The following is a 24,553-nucleotide window of genomic DNA, read 5'->3' as shown; positions in this document are numbered from 1 at the left end:
CTTATTATACAAGTTTAGTATATTTAAAACAATTTGACAAATTCAATAATAATTAAATCTACATAAACCTCTGAAACTCTACCTCAAATTTGAAAAAAGTAATCATCCAATATAAAATTTAAAAACATGCCTAACAACATAAATAATTTTCTTAAAAAAATTAATATTAAAACTAAAACAGAAAATCTCGCAAAATATACAACCTATAAAATAGGAGGACTCTCAAAATTATTCTTAGCCCCTAAAACACTTAAAGACACAGAACTTATATTTAAAACAGCAATAAAAGAAAAAGTTAAAATATTTATTTTAGGAGGAGGCTCCAATCTGCTAATCAATGATGAGAAAGAAATTGATTTCCCCATAATATACACCGGACACTTAAATAAAATTGAACTTCAAGGTAACCAAATTACTGCTGAATGCGGAACTAATTTTGAAGACCTATGTAACTTTGCATTACAAAATGAATTAAGTGGATTGGAATTTATATACGGACTCCCTGGAACACTTGGGGGAGCAGTTTGGATGAACGCTAGATGTTTTGGAAACGAAATCTCTGAAATATTAGATCAAATCGTTTTTGTAGATGAAAATGGAAAAACTATTTGTAAAAAATTTGAAATAAACGAATTCTCATATAAAATTTCCCCATTTCAGAATAAAAACACTATAATACTAAAAGCAACCCTAAATTTGACGAAGGGAAATAAAAAACATATTAAAGAAACTATGAAAAATAATAAACAAAATAGAATAGATAAAGGACACTACCTCTTTCCAAGTAGTGGAAGCACTTTTAAAAATAATAAAAACTTTTTAAAACCTACTGGGCAAATAATCGAAGAATGCAATCTAAAAGGACTAAAAATTGGAGGGGCAGAAGTATCAGCCTACCACGGCAATTTTATTATAAATAATAATAATGCTACCTCAAAAGATATTAAAACCCTAATTGAGAAAGTAAAAACTGAAGTTCAAAAAAAAACAGGTTTTTTACTTGAAGAAGAAGTGCTCTATATTGGATTTCATGACAGAAATTAATAATATATCTCAAAATTCATCATTAATCTTTTCAACAATATCTTTCATACTAACAACTTTTTCTCTACACTCATCAACCAAAGATATATATTCCCGCAAAGGCTCTAAGGCATCCAAACTTATCTTAGAAACCTCAAATTCACCCAGATCATTATTTAAATTCTTAAACTTCCCACTTATAACAAAGTAACTATTAAATATCTCCTTGCACATGTTCTTAGCATCCTTAATCTTAATATCATGAGACAAATACTTGTCTTTAAATTCCTCAATTTCTTTTACATGCTTAGCAAGAATAATATTAATTCTCTCATTCTGCACATAATTATCATTAATATCATCCTGGATATTAATAAAATCCTTATAAACAGCATTAATCTCTGAACTTACAACTGAAATGACATTATTAATCATTTTGAGCTCATCCTTAATAACCGTAGAATATTTGCCAGAATTAATGGCAAGTTTCCTAATCTCCTCTGCAACAACAGCAAAACTTTTACCAGCATCTCCAGCCTTGACTGCCTCAATGGCTGCATTCATTGCAAGCATATTAGTCTGAGCCGATATTAACACTAAAAGCTTATTCGCACTCTGAAGATTATTAGTTTGAGATAAAAGCTCAGAAAAATTCTTATTAACACTCTCAAAAACAGAATTCAACGCAAAAACCTTATTCTTAACACTGTCAATACTTGTAGAATTTGATGCAACAACTTTATTAAAAACCTCTAAATTCTTATCTATTGCATAAAAAGCATTAGCATTGTCTGCAAATTTAGTAGCAATATCCAATATATTTTTATTATGCTCACTAATTGGAATAGATATCGACTCAAAATCTTTTAAAATATTCATAATTGCTTTCTCAAACTTAGAAAAAGCATCTCCTATTCTATCATAAACAGCAAGACTATTATGCACCCTATCTATATTCTCTACAGGTATACTCATCTCACTTAAATATTTACTAAATTCCTGTGCATAACCTTTAAGACTATTAAGAACATTAATAGTCTTTGAAAAAAGAACATCAAACTCAGCACTAATATAAGAAAAAATAAAAGATTTATACTGAACCTCTAACGTAGTATCAAAATTTAAAATATCCTCTTTGTCCTTTTTATGCTTAAGAAACATCCTAAAATCTCTAACAAAGGGTAAAATAAATCCACTATAAAGATAAAACGTAATCAGATAAGCAGACAATATAAACCCTAAGAAAAATATTGCATTTGATTGAAATCTAAGGGGAAGATAATCCATATTTAAAATAATACCTTGAATCTCACCTCCATCAATTTGAGCAGTATTTAGAACATAAGACTTCTTATTATGTTCTAAAATACTTTTGGAAATATTGGGATTATCCTTAACACGATCTATAACTTTACTTAAAACACTACTTGTATAGTTTTCCGTAAAATTACTAATATTTAAATCATCAAGACTTAATAATAAAGGATTAAACTCCCTATCAATCATAAAAAACTCATACTTTTCATTGATGAACTTAAGATAAGAATTAAATTGATTTGCAATATCAACAAACAAATCATCAAAACAAACAAAAAAACAGATTACACCCAACATGTCAGAACTATTATTCATAACCGGCATACTTACAGCAGAATATAGCCTATCTTTTACTCTCTTATAAGTTGAATAATACACAACTCGATTCTCCGCAGGAACAAAGTAAATAGGATCTTCAATAATTTTATTTATACCCAAGAATGAAAAGTTTTTATTTGAAATCAAAACATTTTGCCCAACAGGAATGTAAAAAATCCCTTCTAAAGAATTCTCTTCAAGGGGTATATGCTGCAAAACTCTGCTTACCTCACCAAATCCCTTAGAACTTAAAAATAAAGCAATACTTGTATCTAAATCTAGGAAACTCGAGTCAACACTTGCAATAAAATTGCTCGAAACATTATGTAAGACATTTAACACCTTATCACTTTTAATAAGATTTTTTAAAACCCCAACAGCACCATCATACTTATTTTTAATCCGAAAAGCTAAATTATTTGAAAACAACTTAAAATCAGACTCAACACGCTCCAAATACCTATTTTTATAGTCTAAATAAGCTTGACCTAAAAACAATAAACCAAAGCAAATAAAAATAAAAAGTATAATGTAAAGAAAAAAGCTCATATTCCTTAATTTAAAATTAACCAAAGCCTCATTCATAAAAAAATTTCTCCAATAATTAAAGCCATAAAAATAAAGTTTCAAGCTATGTCAAAGTATATATTATATACATATATTGATTATATCAATATATGTATATAATATATATATTACATATATAATACTAGTTAATTATGATATTTTGAAAAAAGTTTTGTGAGGTTTCAAGTGAAAAGAAATCATTCCAGTTCCACCCTTTTTTATAAGTTTAATTTTGTTATTGTGATCTATACAATAATTATTGCTATGACCATTTTTCTACTATTAGATCATGGATATAGAAAAATAATAACAAAAGAACTTCAAAGCTTAACAAAATTCGTCAATAATATCATGATCAAAAGTTTTTCTAGAGACACAAGAAATATGTTAATTGCTATTGATAACTTTATTAAACAATATAACCAAAACTTAAACACACAAAAAAGTGATCGTTTACCAAACGTAATATCTACTGACCAGTTAAGCTTATTTCCATCCTACATAAAAATAATAGAATACATAAACAAAAACGGCAAAATATTGCATTCAAGTGATGAGAACAGACTAAACACATACATAAACTTACAAGAAATGAAAACAGGCAATAACACAGATAATTACAATACACTTACACTAAATCAAGATTTCACAACGATAAATAATAAATCCTATATACCAATGCTTTACAAGGTTCCTCAACAAAAGCAAAATGATATATACCCTACAAGTAATGAAAACACAAAGTTAGAAAAAGAAATGATCATAAATCATGATGGATATATTGTTTTCTATGTAGATATATTAGAACAGATAAGACAACTAAGAAACAATATATTTATGCTTATGGAGAGGTCCTTATTAGACAAGGGAAATAAACATAAAAGTTCTCACTACTTCAGAATATACGCAATCAACAATAAAGGAGATATTTTTGGTGAACAAGATGAAGAAACACTCAAACCTATAAAATTATCAATAAATAGCTTACTTGAATATAACTCAAAAATGACAACTCTCGTATTAAATGCAATAGCTAAAAGAAAAAACAATTATAGTACCAACTACAATAACAACATAATATCCATAACAAGAATTACATCTTCACCTTGGTATTTAGCGATAAAAATGAACCATAACCACATATTTTCAAATGAACTTAAAAGTATCAAAGTAATGTCAATATCAATAATAACATTATTCATAATATTATTTATATTGATAATGATAATTACAATTAAAAAATTAATCATATCAAAAATAGAAAAACTTAATAATATCATCCCAAAAGTAAAAGAAGGTGATTTAACAATCAAGATTGTATCAAAAGGACAAGACTCAATAAGTGCTACAATAAATCATTTCGGACATTTCATTGAAAACTTAAAAAATGTAATAAACTCACTACAAGGCAGAGTAAAATTATTAAAAGATAACGGTGATTTGCTCTTTAATGAAATAAACAAAGCCTACGATACAATAACAAACTCAAACAAGTACATAGAAAAAACACAAGAAGAAATAGAAAAACAAGTTGAGTTTATTTCAAATACAACACACACAATAGAAAGTTTATCTAAAAATATCGCATCACTTGACAATTCAATTGAAACACAAGCTGCAAGCGTTGAAGAATCGTCCTCAGCTATTGAAGAAATGATAGGAAGCATACAATCAGTTACAGAAATAACACAAAAAGCTGCAAAAAGCACAGAAGAACTTAAAATATTTTCCGATGATGGTAGAAAAAAGCAAGAAGAAATTATCATGCAAATTAAAGATATTTACAAAAATTCAACAAGACTTCAAGAAGCTAATGCATTAATATCATCTATTGCCAGCCAAACCAACTTACTATCAATGAATGCTGCTATCGAAGCATCTCATGCTGGAGAAGCTGGCAAAGGTTTTGCAATTGTTGCAGAAGAGATTAAAGACCTTGCAGAGCAAGTTACTTCACAATCTGAGTCAGTAGCAGCATCAATAAATGAAATAATGGATTCAATCAATCAAACAGTAAAAACATCAGAATTAACAAATAAAGCTTTCAATCAGATATTTAACTCAATTAACCTCGTAGTTCAAGTTATAGAAGAAATAAATCATACTATGCAAGAACAATCAATTGGTAGCCAAGAAATTCTAAAAGCCTTAAACACAATGAGAGAAATAACATATGAGGTAAAAATAGGTTCAAATGAAATGTTTAGAGGAAATAAAGAAATAATCAAAACAGTTTCTGTTTTAGAAGAAATTAACATGACAGTTTCAAATTCAATGAGAGGATTAAAAGAAGAAATCAAAAAATTAATAGAAGCAATTGAGAGCATTAAAACTTTTGGAACAACAAACTCAAGTCATATCAAAGCAATTAACACAGATACAAATCAATTTAAAACAAAATAAATAAAGGTAAATCTTATGAATCATAAAACTTTTTATATTACAGACAAATATTTAAAAACCCCCTTAATGCTCTTTCCAATCTTTGCCTATACAAAAAATTTCTTAGAAGGAACCATGATATCGATTTGGATTTCACTTTGCATTTTACTTCCAGCAATAATTATTAAACAAATAAGATTAAGAAATCAAATACTAGGAATTTACTTATTCATAATAGGAATTTTTGTAAGTTTAACTGACCTATTCATGTACTATGTAACTCCCATCCTTTATGAAAACTTAAGATTTTCAATCCCTATTTTAACAGTTATAATAATCTCATTTAACAAAAATGAACCTTTTAAAAATTCAAAAGACTCATTAAGCATATTGAACGACTCCAAATCACCAATAATAATATTCATATCACTAAGCATAGTAATTTCACTATTTAGAGAAATACTCAATACTGGGAGCTTACAATTTTTCAATATTAAATTATCAATAATTAAAGATAGCAATATAATCAAAACACCAGCTTATAGCTCAAATGTCTTCCTAGTAGCATCCTTAGCCTTCTTGCTAATTAATATATTAATTAATATTAAGGGGAAAAAGAATGATCAATAAAATAAAAAAAGATTTAGAAGACAAAATTAGTAAGATAATAAAGGAACTTGCATTAAGAAAAGACATTAAACTAGAAAAAATAAATATAATTATGCAAAAACCTCCAAAAAGTGAGATGGGTGATTTATCAATACTAATATTTGAATTTAGTAAAATCTTAAAACTCAGTACATCAGTAATTACTAAAGAGATCATTAAACAGATTGGAAAGCAATACACAACTAACTCAATAGGACCTTACTTAAATATAAAATTTAACAGAAAAGAATATGTTAAAGATACAATAAATAAAGTCAATGAACAGAAAGAAAAATATGGAACAAATAATCTACTTAAAGACAAAAAGATAATAATAGAGTTTTCCTCACCAAACACAAACAAACCATTACATGTAGGGCATCTTAGAAACGACATTATAGGAGAAAGTTTATCAAGAATACTAAAAGCTTCTGGTGGTCAGGTAACAAAAATAAATTTGATAAACGATAGAGGAACACATATCTGCAAATCCATGCTTGCTTACAAAAAATTTGGCAATAATACAACTCCCGAACTCTCCTCAAAAAAGGGAGATCATCTAATCGGAGATTTTTACGTACAATACAACAAATATGCTAAAGATAATGAAATGGCAGAGAACGAAATACAACAATTGCTATGCAAATGGGAAAAAGGACATGAAGAAACTATTCAACTTTGGAACAAACTAAATAAATGGGCAATTGAAGGAATCAAAGAAACTTACAAGCTCACAAATATTACATTTGACAAAATTTATCTTGAAAGTGAAATATTCAAGATCGGACGAGAAATCATACTTAAAGGATTAGAAGAAGGTTTATGCTATAGAAGAAAAGACGGAGCAATATGTATCAATATACCCACAGAAAAAAAAGAAAAGGACGAGCAAACATTTAAACAGAAAGTACTCCTGAGAGCTAATGGTACATCCATTTATTTAACCCAAGATTTAGGCAATATAGTAACTAGAAAGAATGAATTTGATTTTGATGAGATGATTTACGTAGTTGGAAGTGAACAAATTAACCATTTTAAAACTTTGTTTTACATTGCAGATAAACTAAGAATCACAAAAGAAAATAATCTAGTTCACCTATCATATGGAATGGTAAATTTACCTGAAGGTAAAATGAAATCAAGAGAAGGCAATGTAATCGATGCTGACAATCTAATTTATGATCTAACTGAATCAACTATACTAGAAATACAAAAGAGAAACTCAAACGAGAAAGACTCTAGACAAATAGCATTAAATATATCACTAGGAGCTATTCATTATTATCTACTCAAAACAGCAATATACAAAGATATACTGTTTAACAAAGAAGAAAGTTTATCATTTACTGGAAACTCAGGTCCATACATTCAATATGTAGGAGCAAGAATTAATAGCATACTTGAAAAATATAATGAATTAAACTCATCTCATGAAAAATATAATGAAAATATTAATTTTGATCTCCTAGTAAATGAAAACGAATGGGAAATAATTAAGATTATCTCTGAATTTGAAGAACATATAACTAAAGCTTCAAAAGAACGTAATCCCTCAGTAATAACAAGCTATTCTTACTCACTTGCAAAAAGTTTCAGTACATACTACCAAAGCACAAAAATAATTGATAAAAACCCTGAGCTCACAAACTCAAGAATAGCTCTAGCAAAAGCAGTTCTACAAACAATAAAAAACTGCATGCATTTACTTAACATTCCCTACATAAAAAAGATGTAACCCTAAGAAATGTAAATTTCAAACCTATATTATAATAATTCACACTCATCCTTATTAAATATTGACATTATCTTTTTATGATATTTTTCAAATATATAATGCCTCTTAAGCTTAAGAGTATTAGTAAGTTCCTCACCAATAACAAAAGAATCTTTTAGTAAAACAAATCCAGCAATTCGCTCAAAGCTCTTAAACCCAGATTTAGGACTAATTAGATCTGAAATATATTTGGAATAAAGTTTGTTAACAGATTCATTAGATAATAAATCATCATGACAAGAAAATACTATTCCATTAGCAATGGCCCACTTTTCAAGGACTTCAAAATTAGGTACAATAATGGCTCCCAAAAATTTTTGATCCTGACCGACAATCAAAACATTCTCAATAAATAAAGATTTTGATAAAGCTCTCTCAATGGGTTCAGGTTCAATATTTTCTCCACCTCTCAACACAATCGTATCTTTAATTCTTCCAACAATTGAAATTTCACTATTAATTGTTACACAAACTAAATCACCCGTCTTAAACCAACCATCTCTTGTTAAAACTTCCCTTGTCATCGCTTCATCTTTAAAATAACCACTCATAACTTGAGGTGATCTTACCCAAAGTTCACCCTTTTCACCAGGAGATAAAGAATTACCGTAATTATCAACCACTTTATACTCAATATCTGGTAACAAAGGCCCAACAGTATTTGCAACAGGACTCTTAAGACGCCTTACACTTAAAACGGGTCCCGTTTCCGTAAGACCATAACCTTCAAGAACCACAATACCTATAGATTTGAAAAAATAATCAACATACTCTACCAAAGCTCCACCGCCAGAAACACCAAATTCAAATCGTTTTCCAAGTGCCTTCTTGATCTTTCTAAAAACTAAAACATACCCTAAAAATTTAAAAGGTGCAATCAAAATCAATCCAGTAAGAAAAATAAGCTTCATAAAAAATAAAAATAAAAAATTTGATTTTCTATAAACAGGAACAAGTCCTAAAAATTTTTCCTTAAGTTTTGCATAAATAATTCCCACTTTTAAGAAAATATCAAATAAAAACCTCTTTAAAAAGGACTCTGATACCTTCTTAATAATACCCAACCTTATTCCCTCCCAAATTCTCGGAACAGAAATAATTGCATGGGGATTTAAAGCTGCAAAATCTTTAAGTAAGATGGGCCCAATAGGCTTTGAATAAGCAACTGATATACCACTAAGAGCAACTATATATTCACAAGTTCTCTCAAATGAATGCCAAAGAGGAAGAACAGATATCATTATTTTGCCTGGTTCAAGTGTTGGCAAGTAATCATAAATCCTATCTAGTTGAAAAATAAAAGATTCATGACGCAGCACAACACCTTTTGGCAATCCTGTTGTCCCTGAAGTATATATTATAGTAGCAATATCTTTTCCAGAAACCTTTTCAAGCTCAGAATCAAACATTTTAGGATTATCTTTTAAATAATCATACCCCAAACTTAACAACTTTTTATAAGAAATTATTGTGATACTTCCCAATTTATCTTCATAAAGTTTATCATCATCAATAATGATGACATATTTAACAAATTTAAGATCATGTTTCTTAGAAAGGATTTTTTGAAGCTGTTTAGCATTTTCCACAAAGACAAAACTAGACTCAGAATGATTAATAATATAAGATAACTCATCCTCAGACGAATCATTACCTCTTGGAACATCAATACACCCTAAGCTCATAACAGCAATATCAATAATGATCCACTCTCTTCTTGAATCAGAAATAAGAGCTACTCTATCGCCTTTCTTAATACAATAATGCAAAAGACCAGACCCAATACTCTTAACTTCATTCCAAAAATCAGAGTATACCTGTCTCTTAAAATCTTTAGACTCATTCTCTCTATAAATAAAGATATCAAGATCACCATAAAATCCCGCAACTTCCTTGAAACGCTTAGGTATAGTATCTAGCATAAATCCTCCTTAACTAATCTAACAAAAAGAGTAAAACACTAACAAAGATATTATAAAAACTATGAACAAAAATTGAATAATAGATATTTTTATATATTAAATATATACAAGCTAAAAATCCCCCAAAAATTAATGCAACAAAAAACCCAATAAATCCATAATAAAAATGCCCATAAGCAAAAATACTACTACTAATAATGGCTGCAATCAACGAAGAAATTCCTACCTGCTTAAGTTTAGTAATAATAAAAGCCCTGTAAAACAATTCTTCGATTCCTCCTGTAAAAAGAGAAGTAATAGCCATTAAATAAAGCGATTGTTTAGTACCTATATTCCATCTAAAACCAACTCCATCTGATTCAACCCACAATTGCAATAATCTTGGGAAAAAGCATAAAAGACATAAATAAACAATACTTAATAGAAGAAAAACACAAATAAGCAACTTAACAAAAATTAAAAATGCTTGCCAAATAAAAATGAGCTTAAATTCAGGTATAAAAAACTCACTTCTAAAATCATAAGAACTCGTTAACTTAGAAAAATGTACAATGAAAAAAATTAAAAAAACACTGTATAACCAATAATAATAGTGATTTTTACTAAAATTCCAAAGATCAACATCAATATCATCAAAAGGAGAGATACGAGTAACTATAAAATAACATAATACAATCTCTAAATAAGCAGATTTTGAAGGATACTTGTTTAATATCATAATAAATTATAGATACATAAACATAAGATTGTCAAACTCTACAATAATTAAGCTCTAAAACAATTTGATATATTTTTGATATTTTTAAAATATAATTCTTAAAGAGAGATTTCAAGTGATTTTATTGTTCATTATAAGTGCATTAAATCTATCAATAAGATATTACTTAAGATTAAACCCAATATATCTAAACTTAATCTTAATGTTAATTTTCCTAATAAAAAGAAATGCTCACTTATCACTCACATTCATGATTAGTATGAGTATGCTAATTATCTTTGAAATTATTCTAAATTCCAAAAGACTTGAAGATAATTTTTATCAAATAACAAATATTACCTATCTTACAAAATATTCAAGCACCAAAATTGAGTCAATAGATGGATTTGGACAAAAATATAAATTTATCTTTAAAAATATTGAAGATGAATATAAAGTCGGAGATATCATCAAAATACAAAATAATAAAATACAACTCATTAAAAGATCACTACTAGTAAAGATCCAAGAAAAATATAACAAACTAATAAATCGGTTTTTAAAATCAACCAGCATCAAATATTCTTACTTCTCAAAAACAGTTCTCACAAACAATAAATCAGAAATAACAAGATATGAAAGTCACTTATTTCAAAAAGCAGGTATATCACATATCTTAATAGTATCTGGCTTACACTTTTACCTAATTTACCTTATATTTTACTATTTACTTTTTATAATCAAAAATGAAAAACTAAAATATTCAATCTTAAGCACAATACTACTCAATTATCTAATACTAACAGGCTTTTCACCATCTACACTAAGAGCATTTATAATGATAGAAACGCTTATAATCTATAAATTAACATATGGAAAAATTAACTTACTCAGTACATTATCAATTAGCTTCATCATAAATGCCATAATCTTACCACATACACTAAATTCAATAGGATTTAAGTTATCCTATCTTGCGGTACTTGGAATATCAATCTCTCTTACCATTAATCAAAGATATAACTTAAATAGCCTCATATCTCCAATTTTCACAACCTTTTTGATTCAAGTCTCAACAGCTCCTGTTCTTTATGCTAATAATCTTAATCTTCAGCCAATCTCAATACTATCAAACCTAATAGTTACTCCCTTAATGCTAGTATTCTTAATAATAACAATACTAAGTTTAGGAAGCTATGCAATCAACACACATCTATTTTTATTCTTTGACTTAATAAACACTTACATATTTAAGACAATAAAAGGTACAGCTACTATCTTTAGCAAATTTCCATCAATTAAAAATCATAATATAGGAATATTTTTAATCTTAAGCATTCTAATGATATTTTATATAATCCATAAACTAGAACAAGAAAAAAAATATTACAACAAAAGCATGACACACTAATTTCGCAATATGATATCATTTTTACTATCTATGAACATAAATTATAACAGTACAAACAGCATAAGATGTGTACTTGAAAACAAAAATATAGCTCCAAGAAAAATATGGGGACAAAATTACTTAATTAATGAACATATAAGAGAGAAAATAGTAGATGCGCTTGAAATTAAAGAAAATGAAATAATTTGGGAAATAGGACCAGGCCTTGGAGCAATGACAATAATCTTACTTAAGAAAACAAATTTTTTGACGGTTTTTGAAATTGACCCTAAGTACTCAGAAATTTTAAATGAACAATTTGAACAATTCAAAAATTTTAAGCTAATAAAAGGCGATTTTTTAAAGACATATAAAAAAGAACAACACAATGTTAACAAAATATTTTCAAATTTACCTTATAATATTGCATCAAAAGTAATATCAGTACTTATTGAAAATAAAATATTAACTCAAATGGTATTTACAGTACAAAAAGAACTAGCAGACAGAATACTTGCAAAAGAGGGAAATAAAAATTATTCATCATTCACAGTGTTAGTTCAATCACACTTTAATGTAATTAAAATAATGGATATTGATAAAAAAAATTTTTATCCAATTCCTAAAGTAAAATCAACAACTATCAAACTCATTCCTTGCAATGAAGCAATCAGAAATTTTAAAGTATTCAACAAACTAGTGAGAACAGTATTTACAAGTAGAAGAAAAAAACTCAAAAATACAATCACCAAATTTATCAAAGATACAAGCATTCTTGAAGAAGATTTCTTAAAAATATTTTTAGATAAAAGACCTGAAGAAATTTCTGTCAAAGAATTCATTACAATTGCAAATAAACTAACTACCAACCATCAAAGCACTTGTTAATACGATATCATCTACAGAACAACCCCTTGAGAGATCACTAACAGGATTTTTAAGTCCTTGCAAGAAAGGTCCATAGGTTTTAGCAAAGGCCAATCTCTCAACAAGCTTATACCCAATATTACCAGACTCCAAACTAGGAAAAATAAGTATATTTGCATCACCAGCAACCAAGGAATCACTACACTTTTTCTCTGCAACACTTTTAACTAAAGCCGCATCAGCTTGAAGTTCACCATCAACAAGCAAATCCGCACATTTCTTCTTAACAATTTCCAATGCACTTCTAACTTTTTCAACTTCCACGGAATGAGCAGACCCTTTTGTAGAAAAGCTTAAAAGGGCTAATTTCGGCTCTGCACCAAAAATCTTCTTGAATGAATTAGCACTTTGTATTGCAATTTCTGCAAGCTGAAGAGAATCAGGATTGACTATTACAGCACAATCAGCAAACATTAAAATCCCACCATATCCAAAACAAGCTTCAGACCTATTCAGAACATCTCCAGTATCTACAATCATAAAAGAAGAAACAAATTTAGTTTCGTTAAGTTTAGGAAGTATTCTAAACACACTCCTTAAAACTTTAGCAGAAGACGCTAATGCACCACAAACACAAGTCTTAACCTCACCAAGCCTTACCATCATCATAGAAAAAACAATTTCATCTAAAAGCTCCTCTCTAGCTTTCTTCAGAGTTAATTCTCTATTGTACCGTAAACTTAAATATTCATCTAAATATTTGCTCAAATCTTTAAACGAAGCGGGCTCTATAACTTTTATCATCTCTAAGATATTACTTTTAAAACCCACAAGTTCTTTTAGCCTTCTAAAAACTTCATCTTTACGTCCAATAAGCACCACAAGTCCTGCAAGGCTTTCCTTTAAAATATCAACAGTCGCTTTCAAAATCCTAATATCAGTACTTTCAGGAAAAACTACACTAGCTTTATCTCCCTTTTCTATAACAACCTTTTTTGCTTTACTACACACATAATCTTTAAAACTAAAAAACTTCATAATATTCTCTATATTATATCTGCCTATTAATAAAAGCATAAATTATTTAATAAACAAAATGAATAAAATAACTTATTTTGGTATTAAAATATGAATATAATACATCAAAAAAGGAAAACATAAATCAAGTGAAAAAAAAGAACTTAATTACAGCTGCATTGCCATACGTTAACAACATACCTCATCTTGGAAACTTAGTACAAGTCCTATCAGCAGACGCTTTTGCACGATATTCAAGAATGATGGGAATAGATACACTTTATGTCTGTGGAACAGATGAATATGGTACAGCCACAGAAACTAAGGCTTTAATCGAAAAAATCACCCCTGAAGAACTATGCAACAGATATTATGAAATACACAAATCAATCTACGAATGGTTTAACATTAAATTTGATATCTTTGGACGCACAACTAATAAAAACCACAAAGAAACTGTACAAAATTTTTTCTTAAATCTAGAAAAAAATGGTTATATCACAGACAAAGAAAGTGAACAATTTTTTTGCCAACAAGATCAAATGTTTTTAGCCGATAGATATGTAACAGGAAACTGCCCAAATTGTAAAAATAATGCAAAAGGAGATCAGTGTGAACACTGTTCTAAGTTACTAGCTCCAACTGACTTAATAAACCCAAAATGTATAATCTGCAAAAATATGCCCATTATAAAAACAACTAAACATCTCTACATTAACTTACCAAAGATAAAAAATGAACTTGAACACTGGATACAAACAACTAAACAAAATACGCACTGGAATACCAATGCCATTAGCATAACAAACGCATTTTTAAGAGATGGCCTTAAAGAAAGGGCAATCACAAGAGATTTAAAATGGGGAATACCAGTACCCAAAAAAGAATATGAAAATAAAGTATTTTATGTATGGTTTGATGCACTAATAGGATATATTTCAATTACAAAAGAAATTTCAAAATATTGGGAATCATGGTGGAAAAACAATGAAGAGACTAATTTAGTACAGTTTATCGGAAAAGACAATATCTTATTTCACACTGTTATATTTCCTGCCATAAAGCTGGGAAGCAAGGAAAACTGGACAATGCTAAGCAAGCTAGCTTCAAGCGAATATTTAAACTATGAAAACCTAAAATTTTCAAAATCTGCAGGAACTGGAATATTTGGGAACGATGTCATTACTACTGGCATACCTTCTGATGCCTGGCGATTCTACATATATTACAACAGACCTGAAAAATCTGATTTTCAATTTATGTGGGATGATTTTATGGAAAGGGTAAACAGCGAACTTATTGGAAATTTCTCAAACCTTGTTAACCGCATATTAACATTTTATAAAAAATACTTTGGAGAAAAAATAGAAAAAATAGAAATAAAAGAAGACTTCTGGCAAGAAATTAATATTAAATATAATAGAACTCTTAATTTTTTCAAACAAATAGAACTCAAATCGGCATTAAAAGAGATTCTTGATATCTCAAGAATAGGTAATAAAATATTTCAAGATAAAGAACCATGGAAAACAAAGGACAATACACCTCAAGAAACAAAAAAATTATTATTAAACTTAATATACTTAATAAGGGATCTGTCCATTTTAATCTCACCATTTATACCGCACACAAGTGACAAAATAAGAAAATTTTTTGGCGAAAGTTATGAAATTTCTAACAGATTTTTAGGAACAAATCTAGGTCTAAGCACAATTCAGTTCACAGAAGTACTATTTACAAAGATAGAAAAGCAATTAATTGATAGTTTAAAATCAAAATATTCAGGGAGCAAAAATATGCAAGACGAACTAATAAACAATCCAATAAATTTATTTAGCAACCAAGTATGCTTAAAAGTCGTAAAAGTCAAAACAATAGAGAGAACTCCAGATGCAGAAAAGTTATTCATTTTAAAACTTGATGACGGAACTCCGAACGGAAAACAAATTGTAAGCAGCCTTGCAGACCATTATAAAGAAGAAGAATTAATTGAAAAACACATAATAATAGTTGACAACTTAAAACCTGCTAAATTTAGAGGAATAAAATCTGAAGGAATGTTAATCGCAACTGAGGATAAAAATAAGAATTTTAAAGTAATAATTGTAGAAGACTGCACAGACAACCCCATCCCTGGAGAGCGAATAATACTTGAGAGTGATAATGGTAAAGAATTAAAGTCACCCTCAAAAATAAGCATAGACAAATTCTTTAAAACACAAATTGTAGCAGAAAACGGAGAACTTAAAGTAAATGGTATTAACTTAATATTAGAGCATTCTAAAGAAAAAATACTATCCCGAGAAATTCCAAATGGAAAAGTGTATTAAGTCTAAAATCAAGCAAAACCAATGGATATAAAAAAAATTGAAATAGAAAGCTTAAATGAAAATTACTTACAAAGCAAACTATGGACAATTGTAAAAAAAGCCTCAAATAATAAAAGTCCATGGAAAGCTATAGCATTAAGTAGTAATCATTTTAACAAAATTCTTGTGATGCAAAGAAAGATCTTCGGAAATCTCTACTTAAGTTACATTGCCCATCCAGAATTTTCAAATAAGAAAATCGAAGAAATTAATGTAGATGAAATTAATATCCAAATCAAAAAATTCAGTGAAAATATAAGGCAATACTTACATAAAAATACCATCTTTATACGATACGACTTAATGTTTTATATCTCAAGAAACCTAAAAGAAGACTATATCCCACTAAAAATTAAGTTTAAAAACCTCAAAAAAACGTTCGATGATATACAACCATCAAATACAACTATAATATATCTAAACGACTCATTAGACACGATTAAAACTAAGATGAAAAAGAAAACAAGATATAATATAAATCTTAGCAGTAAAAAAAACATTAAAATAATAATAGATGACGACTTTAAATACTTTAATGAATTTTATGAACTTTATAAAGAAACAGCCCAAAGAGACAAATTTACTATTCACTCAAAAGACTATATCAAGGATTTAATAAAAGCATTCAGAGAAGACAAGAATTCCAACATCAAACTAATAATTGCACTATATAATGAAAAACTAATATCTGGAATCATTGTCGGCATATATAAAGATAAGGCCACATACCTCTATGGAGCCTCAAGTAGAGAAAGTAAACACTTAATGCCCAATTATGCAGTTCAATTCAAAGCAATACAATTACTTAAAAGCCTTGCAATAAAAGAATATGATCTTCTAGGAATTCCCCCAACTTATGATCCAAAACACCCCTTATTTGGTCTTTTTCAATTCAAAACCGGATTTGGAGGCATAATTATCCACAGAATTGGATGTTACGACTTTGTATACAAAAAATTCTTATATAAAATTTACAGTATTCTTGAAGTACTAAGATATGTCTACTATAAAATCATAAAAAAAAGACTTTAGGTCATAATACTCACAAAATTCTTAAATTGAAGTCCTCTATCAAATTCATTCTTAAAAAGCTCAAAAGAAGCACTAGCAGGGGAAAATAAAACTATATCATTCTGAACAGAAATTTTTCTAGCATAACAAACACATTCTTCTAAAGAAGAAAAGATAAAATAATGAATATTGTTTTCTTCTAAAAATTTAACTATCTTTAAAGTAGCACTTCCCCTTAATAAAATCCATGTTTTAACCATGCTTAAAATATCACCAAAAACTGCAAAATCAAGCTTTTTATCAGTTCCACCAGTAACAAGATTAATAAAATTTTGATTGGTCTTTAAACTTTTAACAGACATAACTGTAGAATCAGGAATTGTCGACGCTGTATCATTATAATACTTAACACCCCCAAAGTCTCTTACAAATTCTAACCGATGCTCAATTCCATCAAAATTAGTCACAATCTCAGATACAACACTTAAATCTAAGCATAAATAATCTGAAACAAACATGGAGATCATCTTAGAGATCAATAGCACAATTCTTGACTCACCAAGAACACCAAAAACTTCATTATTTAGATAAACTTTGCCCCTTCTAAAATAAAAAATATCATTTTCAAAGTTTAAAGGCACAGTTTCTGAAAATAAAACGACCTTAGACTTAGGTCTAAGTCTAGAAAAATAATTATAATAAGCTCTATCCTGGGAAATCAAAATTCCCGAATTTTGATTTATAAAAATTTTTGACTTATCTTCTATATAGCTATCAAAACTTGAATAATAATTTTGATGATCACAATAAATATTTGTAATAACACTAATAATAGGAGACAAATTTTTAAGATCATGCAATTGCCAAGAAGAAAGCTCTAGAACAATAGGAGATATTCCATCAAGATCATCTAAAAAACTTAAAGGAGATATCCCAATATTACCTCCAAGCTTAGAATTTGGATACCTAACAAGTAAAACCCTATGTAAAAGAGATGCAAGAGTTGATTTCCCCTTAGTTCCTGTAATAGCAATTATGGGGTTTCGATTAAACATTAAAAATAAACTAATATCAGTCTCAACCCTTTTTGCAAGCTCCAAATATTTATTATCAGAGCTTACACCAGGACTTTTAATAACAACATCTGCTTTCTTAAAATCATCCTCATCATGATATCCTAAAACATATCGAATTCTATCTCCAAATTGCTCCAAAGCCTTAATGCTTGGAATTAATTCCAACTCATTCTTCAAATCAGTGATTACTAAGTTGCCGCCATGTTTTAATAAGAACTTAGCAACAGCGAGCCCCCCTCCATGAAGCCCCAAACCCATAATCAAAAAATTTTTATCTCTTATATCATCTAAATACATAGCATCAGTATTATAACAAAATAATTAGCCTGTTTTAATAGATTTAATCCACTTAGTACTATAAAAATAAGGTAGAGAAATACCAAGTTTAATCACATCTTCAAGAGTTGGAATAAAAACAAGAATTTCAAAAGAAATTTGGGTATAATTTGCTAAAAAATACGCAATAGGAAAGGTATAAATAAAAGTTATGGAACCTTCCATAAAAGCCCCAAAGTTTGGAGATGCACCTGCACGAAAAAAACCAAATAAATATTGAAACGTAAGTGATGTAAAAAAAGATGAAATAGAATAATATCTTAGCATCACTCCTATAAGATCTGCATACTCCAACTTATAAAAAATATAGGGAACTAAAAATGATAAAACAAACATCATGACAGCTGTTAGAACAGCAAGAATAAAACCTATCTTACTCAAATATACTGCAACAGACATTATCTCTCTTTTATCATTATTCATTTCATATCCCATAACAATATTGACAGCAATGCAAAAAGCAAAAATTATATTAAATCCGATAAAATAAGTAGAAAGAGTTACACTATAAGCTGCATACTTAGCAATATCAATTCTTGAAAAGATTGCAATTAATCCCAAATATCCCAAATACCAAATAAAATCGTTCACGAAGATTGGAATAAAAACCTTAATTAACTCATAAAATATAACAGGATTGATTTTTAAGTTTTCAGGTTTAAGATGAAAATATGAATCCGTATTAAAGATAGTATAAATAAAATAAAAAATAAATTCAACCAAACGAACCAATGTAGTGGCAATAGCAGCACCAATTACACCCATATTAAATATAAAAATAAATAAATAGTTAAAAATTACATTCAAAACAACTGCAACAAAAGAAGTAGCAATTTGAATTTTAGTTATCTTAACAACTTTTAACGAATTAGCAATAATTCCCTTAAAAATTGCAAATACAAATGAATAAACAGCAATATTAAGATAAGACACTCCATAAGAAATAGCAACTAGGTCATCAGATAACAATCCAAGCAAAAAATCTGAATAGAACAATGAAACTAACATAAACAAAAAGGAGAAAAATAAAAGAATCAAAATGCTAATAAAAAATGTATTTTTAAATTTATCAATATCACCTTGAGTATATTGCCTTACTGCCAATATATTATAAGCTCCCATTAAAGCAAAAGCAATAGCACTAAAAATCTCAAAAAATTTATTTGCAAGAGAAACTCCAACGACAGGATAATCGCCAAGATAAGACACCATAATATTATCTGTAAATGCAACAACATTAAATAAAAATAATTCAATGGCCGTTGGAATTGCAATATTTAAAATATCTCGATACACGCTGCTTTTCTTAGATTTGCTTAATGAATACATAATCTTCTCCTAAAAATAAAAACAGCAAATTTTCAAGCTGTCTAAAAAACAGAAGCATATATCAAAACAAAAACACTATAAAAAAGTAGAGGAAATTCCCTTATTAAATAAAATTAAAATAAATTTTAAATTCATATTGATCATATAATAACCTTAATTGTTATTGTAACATATTTTAAAAACTAAGTCAGTTCTTCATAATGAATTTCTTTTATCCAATTATCTTTAAAAAATTCTATTAAAATAAATATATTTTTAAGAATCTCTTCAAGATTTACAATAAACACTATTAATGGCAATCTAAAATTTGTAAAAAAAACTAAAAAATAAGCAACAGGCAATGTATAAAAAACAATTATTCCTACCTCAATATAAAAACAAATATTAGGAATTCCACTAGCTCTAAAAACACCAACCAGTGTCTGAGCAGTAAAACCCTTAAAAACAACAATACTTGCAAAAATAGAGATAAAGGTATCCACAAGTTCAGGAGAATCCAAATTAACAAAAATAATAGGAGCAAATTTAGATATCAATAAAAGAATAAAGGCCACAAAAAATCCCAAAATAACTCCAATAACTGACAAAAATACTCCTAAAGTCCTAACATGTTCCTTATCATTGACCATTAAATGTCCAATAATAACACTGGTTGCAACTGCCATCCCATGCATCACAACAAAACACAAATCTAAAATATTAGATGCCACTGCAAAAGATGCATACTCACTACTTCCAAGTCTAGCATAAAAAGCATGCAAAATAGTTATGCTTAAAACCCAACAAATTTCATGCAACAAAACAGGAATCAGTATCTTTAAATAAGCTATCTTAATACTTTTTAAGACAAAAAAGTCACCTGTTTTAAGGTGATAATAAGAATTTATATTCAAAAAGTTATAAAAAAAGTAAAAAACAAATTCAATAATTCTAGCAAGCAAAGTAGCATATGCTGCCCCACTTATTCCCATACTGCACAAAAAAATAAAAATGTAATTTAAAACAATATTTATTAATACAACAAACATAGTAACAACTAAAGGTATTCTTATATCTTTAATGCTTTTAAAACCCATGGCAGAGAGAAAAGAATAAGACATAAAAATATAGGAAATGGAAACAATCCTTAAATACTCTATTCCAAAATTTAAAGACTTGTCTTCTCCTACAAATAACTTAATAATATCTCTTGAAAAGATAAAAGAAATACAGAAAAAAATCATTCCAACAATTGTTCCTATTCTAAAAGCATAAGCAAATGCTTGTTTAACATGTACAAATTTTTCTCTCGAAAACGCTTGAGAAACATAAGCACTAAGTGTAGTGCCCAAGCCAAACATAACAATAAAGAAAAGAAAAGTTATTCTATTAGCAAGAGAAACCCCTGTCACTTGTACAGATCCCAAATAAGCAATCATATAATTGTCAAAAAATGTTACCAATTGAAATAAGAAAGATTCAAAAGCTGTAGGAACAGCCAATACAAATAATTCTCCTAGTATCGAATTATAATTGTTAACCCTTTTTAGCATATCTCGTTTAGTTTACCATCTTTACAAAAAAAATTTAAAATTAACATTAATAAAATCTAAAAATCACTCCCAGAATTAAAAAGCAATTATAATATAATTACACTTTCATGAGATCACTACATATTTTTTCACTAATACTATTAACTCACAACCTGATTTTGCAAGCAAATACAATATCAAAGCAAGATTTAGAAATTTTACTTAAAGCCATAAAAACCCTGGACATTCCCCATCAAAAAAAAATAAAAAATAAGCCCATTCAATTCATAAAAGAACTTAAACCACTACTTAAAGCAGAAAAGAATGATCTCTTAATATTTGTAAATAAAAAATTTCCAATTCCTAAAAGATATAATCCAACTGATTTAGTTTATTTAAAAGATTTTAAAGAACTAAAGGGCATTGGGAAAGAAAACTTAAGATTAAGAAAAATAGTAATAGATGACTTAATCAGCCTTGTAAAGGCAGGAAAAGAAAATGGATTTCAAATAAAAATAGTGTCGGCATACAGAACAAGAGAATATCAAAAATTTTTATTTGAATATAATGTCAAAACTTATGGACTTAATATAGCAAAAATTCAATCAGCAAGTCCCGATCATTCACAACATCAACTAGGAACAACCATCGATTTTATAAATATAGATGACAACTTACTAAATACAAAAGCAGGCAAATGGCTTTATGATAACTCATCAAAGTATGGATTCTCATTATCGTATCCAAAAAATCATAAAGGAGAAACCGGTTATAAGGCAGAACCTTGGCATTACATGTACATTGGCAAACAAGCATGTATCTTACAAAAAAAATATTTTAACAATTTACAATATAAACTTCTCACATTTTGGAACGAACATAAAAAAGAACTTTCAAAATTAATTCAAAAATATACAAATTAATGTTCATTCTCTTTAGCAACAGATCTTAAATATGATAGTAAAAGACTATCAAGTAAATCAATATCTGATTTACCATAAGAAGACCGATTTAAAGAAAAACTGTTAAGTTCTTCTCTCATCAATCTTATAACATCCCTATCTCCAACAAAATCAGATATCTTGAGCTTTAAATAACCAGTCTGCTCAATACCAAATAAATTTCCAGGACCTCTTAACTTAAGATCTTCCTCTGCTATTTTAAATCCATCGATATTTTCCTTTATAGTCTTAAGTCTAAATTTTCCCGATTCTGTTAAAGGCTCTTTATAAAGCAAAAATAAAAAAGATTTTAAGTTACTTCTACCAACACGTCCTCTAATCTGATGCAAAGTAGAGAGTCCAAAACGCTCAGCATGCTCTACAACTATGCAAGTTGCATTTGGGCAATCAATACCAACTTCAATAACACTTGTTGCAACTAAAATATCTATTTTCTTTAAGTAAAAATCATGCATAATTTCTTCTTTGACACAAGATTCAAGCTTAGAATGAATCATTGCAACAGAATATTCCACAAAAATATTCTTAAGCTTCAAACACATACTAGTAGCATCTTTTAAATTAAACTTCTGTGAAGATGATATTAGTGGATAAACAAAATAAACCTGATGTCCTTTTGAAAGTTCATTTCTTAAAAATTCATATACCTTCTCTTCATTGCCATGCTTTACTAAGTAAGTAGTAACAGGTATTCGACCTGCAGGACCCCTCTTAATTAAAGAGACTTCAAGATCACCAAAGAAAGTCAAAGCCAAGCTCCTAGGAATAGGAGTTGCTGACATTAAAAGAACATCCACTCCTTCCCCTTTGTTTTTAAGCTCCTCTCTCTGCTCAACACCAAATTTATGCTGTTCATCAATAATGACATAAGCTAAGTTTTTAAATCTTGTTTCTTGGGAAAGAATAGCATGAGTTCCTATTACTAAAACATAAGTTCCACTTTGAATATTTACCAAAACGTTCTCTCTGTCTCTCTTATTCAAACTACCAGTTAAAAGAGTTATAGAAACATCAAAACCTTTCAATATATTTGTTAAATTATTATAATGTTGCCGTGCCAAAAGATCAGTAGGTACCATCAATGCGACTTGATATCCAGCTTCAATTAAAGGAATACTAGAAAGAAAAGCAACAAGAGTCTTTCCACTTCCAACATCACCTTGCAATAACCTGTTCATTGGTTTACTGCTTTTAAGATCATTAATTATCTCATCAATGACAACTTCTTGATCTCTAGTAAGCCTAAATGGAAGTTTCAAAACAATTTTATCAAGCAAATCCCTTGATAAATCCTTTTCTCTCCTTGAAAAAACTGCAGAACTTCTCCCTCTTGAAAACAATTGAAGCAAAAAAATCTCCCTATAAACCAAAGTCTTTTTTGCTCTATCAAGCATTTCAAGAGAACTTGGAAAATGCACTTCATTTAAAGCCTCATGCAAAGACAATAACGAATATTTATTTATTAAGAATTCAGGTATGTCTGACTGACCAAACTTTAAAAAATAACTAAGCGCCTCTTTTACATAAGAGGATACCTTTTTAGAAGTCAACCCTTCACTAAGAGAATAAACCGGAATAATCTTTTTAAATCTCTCAGGATTACAACTAAACACCTCACTATCAAAATTAGAACAACTCCACATCTGAGTATAATTGTTGTAATTGAATCTAGAATAAATATAGAATTTATGACCTACTTTAAAAATTCCTTCTAAAAAGCTCCTATTAAAAAGAAGAATTTCAAATATCTCACCATTTTCACTCCGAGCTATAAGTTTTAAATTCCTCTTATTAAAATTACTTCTAAGATCTCTATGTTCCAAAACAGTAAAAACTGTCATGAGTTCACAATTTCTCGCTTCCAGTGGATCTGGAAAAGTTTTTATATTTTGACGATCCTCATATTTTTTAGGAAAATATTCTATAAGTTCTTTTATATTTGTAATGTGAAGACTATTTAATCTACTAATCCCTTTCTTACCAAGACCACTTATACCCTGCAAGTCATACTGAAACTCATGCAAAAACATGAAAAAT

The 24,553-nt window shown here is 28.4% G+C and carries 17 protein-coding genes; 9 read left to right on the top strand and 8 right to left on the bottom strand.

Features of this window, described 5'->3' with window-relative positions:
• Nucleotides 1-126: 126 nt before the first annotated feature.
• Nucleotides 127-1,044: a UDP-N-acetylmuramate dehydrogenase gene (gene murB / locus N187_RS02950; RefSeq protein ID WP_025419759.1), complete on the top strand. Its 918-nt coding sequence runs from the start codon at nt 127-129 to the stop codon at nt 1,042-1,044.
• Nucleotides 1,045-1,053: 9 nt separating this feature from the next.
• On the opposite strand, the gene N187_RS02945 is transcribed toward murB, so the two are convergent.
• Nucleotides 1,054-3,243 carry a methyl-accepting chemotaxis protein gene (locus N187_RS02945; RefSeq protein ID WP_038443416.1) on the bottom strand — a complete coding sequence of 730 codons (2,190 nt, stop codon included), beginning with the start codon at nt 3,241-3,243 and terminating at the stop codon, nt 1,054-1,056.
• A 168-nt stretch (nt 3,244-3,411) separates the two neighbouring features.
• On the opposite strand from N187_RS02945, the gene N187_RS02940 reads away from it, so the two are divergent.
• From N187_RS02940 to argS, 3 genes are read left to right on the top strand one after another with little or no spacing between them, the layout of a single operon-like run.
• A complete protein-coding gene (locus N187_RS02940) occupies nt 3,412-5,628 on the top strand; it encodes a methyl-accepting chemotaxis protein (RefSeq protein WP_025419758.1) in 2,217 nt (738 codons plus the stop codon).
• 15 nt (nt 5,629-5,643) lie between these two features.
• On the top strand, nt 5,644-6,237 hold the full coding sequence (locus N187_RS02935; protein WP_025419757.1) for an Rnf-Nqr domain containing protein: 594 nt from the start codon (nt 5,644-5,646) through the stop codon (nt 6,235-6,237).
• Nucleotides 6,227-7,990, top strand: coding sequence for an arginine--tRNA ligase (gene argS / locus N187_RS02930; RefSeq protein ID WP_025419756.1), 1,764 nt, complete (start codon nt 6,227-6,229; stop codon nt 7,988-7,990). The genes N187_RS02935 and argS overlap by 11 nt, the downstream gene beginning before the upstream one ends.
• 29 nt (nt 7,991-8,019) lie before the next feature.
• Here argS and N187_RS02925 read toward each other — a convergent pair whose 3' ends face one another.
• A complete protein-coding gene (locus N187_RS02925) occupies nt 8,020-9,951 on the bottom strand; it encodes an AMP-dependent synthetase/ligase (RefSeq protein WP_025419755.1) in 1,932 nt (643 codons plus the stop codon).
• 13 nt (nt 9,952-9,964) lie between these two features.
• On the bottom strand, nt 9,965-10,669 hold the full coding sequence (locus N187_RS02920) for a CPBP family intramembrane glutamic endopeptidase (RefSeq protein WP_075550325.1): 705 nt from the start codon (nt 10,667-10,669) through the stop codon (nt 9,965-9,967).
• 115 nt (nt 10,670-10,784) lie between these two features.
• Here N187_RS02920 and N187_RS02915 point away from each other — a divergent pair, with 115 nt between their 5' ends.
• Both N187_RS02915 and rsmA read left to right on the top strand, forming a co-directional pair.
• A complete protein-coding gene (locus N187_RS02915; protein WP_025419754.1) occupies nt 10,785-12,059 on the top strand; it encodes a ComEC/Rec2 family competence protein in 1,275 nt (424 codons plus the stop codon).
• Nucleotides 12,060-12,068: 9 nt separating this feature from the next.
• Nucleotides 12,069-12,926, top strand: coding sequence for a 16S rRNA (adenine(1518)-N(6)/adenine(1519)-N(6))-dimethyltransferase RsmA (rsmA, locus tag N187_RS02910; RefSeq protein WP_025419753.1), 858 nt, complete (start codon nt 12,069-12,071; stop codon nt 12,924-12,926).
• On the opposite strand, the gene pta is transcribed toward rsmA, so the two are convergent.
• Nucleotides 12,897-13,943 carry a phosphate acetyltransferase gene (gene pta, locus N187_RS02905; RefSeq protein ID WP_038443411.1) on the bottom strand — a complete coding sequence of 349 codons (1,047 nt, stop codon included), beginning with the start codon at nt 13,941-13,943 and terminating at the stop codon, nt 12,897-12,899. The two genes, rsmA and pta, sit on opposite strands and share 30 nt — an antisense overlap.
• A gap of 119 nt (nt 13,944-14,062) precedes the next feature.
• Between pta and metG the strand changes: the two genes are divergently transcribed.
• A complete protein-coding gene (gene metG / locus N187_RS02900; protein WP_075550333.1) occupies nt 14,063-16,252 on the top strand; it encodes a methionine--tRNA ligase in 2,190 nt (729 codons plus the stop codon).
• Between the two features lie 21 nt (nt 16,253-16,273).
• Nucleotides 16,274-17,323 (top strand): lipid II:glycine glycyltransferase FemX, encoded by a 1,050-nt coding sequence (locus tag N187_RS02895; protein ID WP_025419750.1) that lies wholly within the window; start codon nt 16,274-16,276, stop codon nt 17,321-17,323.
• On the opposite strand, the gene murD is transcribed toward N187_RS02895, so the two are convergent.
• The 3 genes from murD to N187_RS02880 all read right to left on the bottom strand — a co-directional run bounded on the left by murD (nt 17,320) and on the right by N187_RS02880 (nt 21,575).
• Nucleotides 17,320-18,675, bottom strand: a complete 1,356-nt coding sequence (murD, locus tag N187_RS02890) for a UDP-N-acetylmuramoyl-L-alanine--D-glutamate ligase (RefSeq protein ID WP_025419749.1) — start codon at nt 18,673-18,675, stop codon at nt 17,320-17,322. The genes N187_RS02895 and murD overlap by 4 nt on opposite strands.
• A gap of 24 nt (nt 18,676-18,699) precedes the next feature.
• Nucleotides 18,700-20,043 (bottom strand): MATE family efflux transporter, encoded by a 1,344-nt coding sequence (locus tag N187_RS02885; protein ID WP_025419748.1) that lies wholly within the window; start codon nt 20,041-20,043, stop codon nt 18,700-18,702.
• A 182-nt stretch (nt 20,044-20,225) separates the two neighbouring features.
• Nucleotides 20,226-21,575, bottom strand: coding sequence for an MATE family efflux transporter (locus N187_RS02880; protein ID WP_025419747.1), 1,350 nt, complete (start codon nt 21,573-21,575; stop codon nt 20,226-20,228).
• A gap of 107 nt (nt 21,576-21,682) precedes the next feature.
• Between N187_RS02880 and N187_RS02875 the strand changes: the two genes are divergently transcribed.
• Nucleotides 21,683-22,477, top strand: a complete 795-nt coding sequence (locus tag N187_RS02875; protein ID WP_075550324.1) for a M15 family metallopeptidase — start codon at nt 21,683-21,685, stop codon at nt 22,475-22,477.
• Here the strand turns inward: N187_RS02875 and recG are convergent.
• Nucleotides 22,474-24,546, bottom strand: coding sequence for an ATP-dependent DNA helicase RecG (gene recG / locus N187_RS02870; protein ID WP_025419746.1), 2,073 nt, complete (start codon nt 24,544-24,546; stop codon nt 22,474-22,476). The genes N187_RS02875 and recG overlap by 4 nt on opposite strands.
• Nucleotides 24,547-24,553: the final 7 nt, after the last annotated feature.

The organism is Borrelia anserina Es (assembly GCF_001936255.1).
GTDB classification, from domain to species: Bacteria; Spirochaetota; Spirochaetia; order Borreliales; family Borreliaceae; genus Borrelia; species Borrelia anserina.
This window is presented reverse-complemented; position numbering and strand designations above follow the sequence as displayed.

What these genes read in the sequence shown, in the direction of transcription:
- murB (WP_025419759.1), top strand. Translation starts at nt 127, where the DNA reads ATGCCTAACAACATAAATAATTTTCTTAAAAAAATTAATATTAAAACT.
- N187_RS02945 (WP_038443416.1), bottom strand. Translation starts at nt 3,243, where the DNA reads ATGAATGAGGCTTTGGTTAATTTTAAATTAAGGAATATGAGCTTTTTT.
- N187_RS02935 (WP_025419757.1), top strand. Translation starts at nt 5,644, where the DNA reads ATGAATCATAAAACTTTTTATATTACAGACAAATATTTAAAAACCCCC.
- argS (WP_025419756.1), top strand. Translation starts at nt 6,227, where the DNA reads ATGATCAATAAAATAAAAAAAGATTTAGAAGACAAAATTAGTAAGATA.
- N187_RS02925 (WP_025419755.1), bottom strand. Translation starts at nt 9,951, where the DNA reads ATGCTAGATACTATACCTAAGCGTTTCAAGGAAGTTGCGGGATTTTAT.
- N187_RS02920 (WP_075550325.1), bottom strand. Translation starts at nt 10,669, where the DNA reads ATGATATTAAACAAGTATCCTTCAAAATCTGCTTATTTAGAGATTGTA.
- rsmA (WP_025419753.1), top strand. Translation starts at nt 12,069, where the DNA reads ATGATATCATTTTTACTATCTATGAACATAAATTATAACAGTACAAAC.
- pta (WP_038443411.1), bottom strand. Translation starts at nt 13,943, where the DNA reads ATGAAGTTTTTTAGTTTTAAAGATTATGTGTGTAGTAAAGCAAAAAAG.
- N187_RS02895 (WP_025419750.1), top strand. Translation starts at nt 16,274, where the DNA reads ATGGATATAAAAAAAATTGAAATAGAAAGCTTAAATGAAAATTACTTA.
- murD (WP_025419749.1), bottom strand. Translation starts at nt 18,675, where the DNA reads ATGTATTTAGATGATATAAGAGATAAAAATTTTTTGATTATGGGTTTG.
- N187_RS02885 (WP_025419748.1), bottom strand. Translation starts at nt 20,043, where the DNA reads ATGTATTCATTAAGCAAATCTAAGAAAAGCAGCGTGTATCGAGATATT.
- N187_RS02880 (WP_025419747.1), bottom strand. Translation starts at nt 21,575, where the DNA reads ATGCTAAAAAGGGTTAACAATTATAATTCGATACTAGGAGAATTATTT.
- N187_RS02875 (WP_075550324.1), top strand. Translation starts at nt 21,683, where the DNA reads ATGAGATCACTACATATTTTTTCACTAATACTATTAACTCACAACCTG.
- recG (WP_025419746.1), bottom strand. Translation starts at nt 24,546, where the DNA reads ATGTTTTTGCATGAGTTTCAGTATGACTTGCAGGGTATAAGTGGTCTT.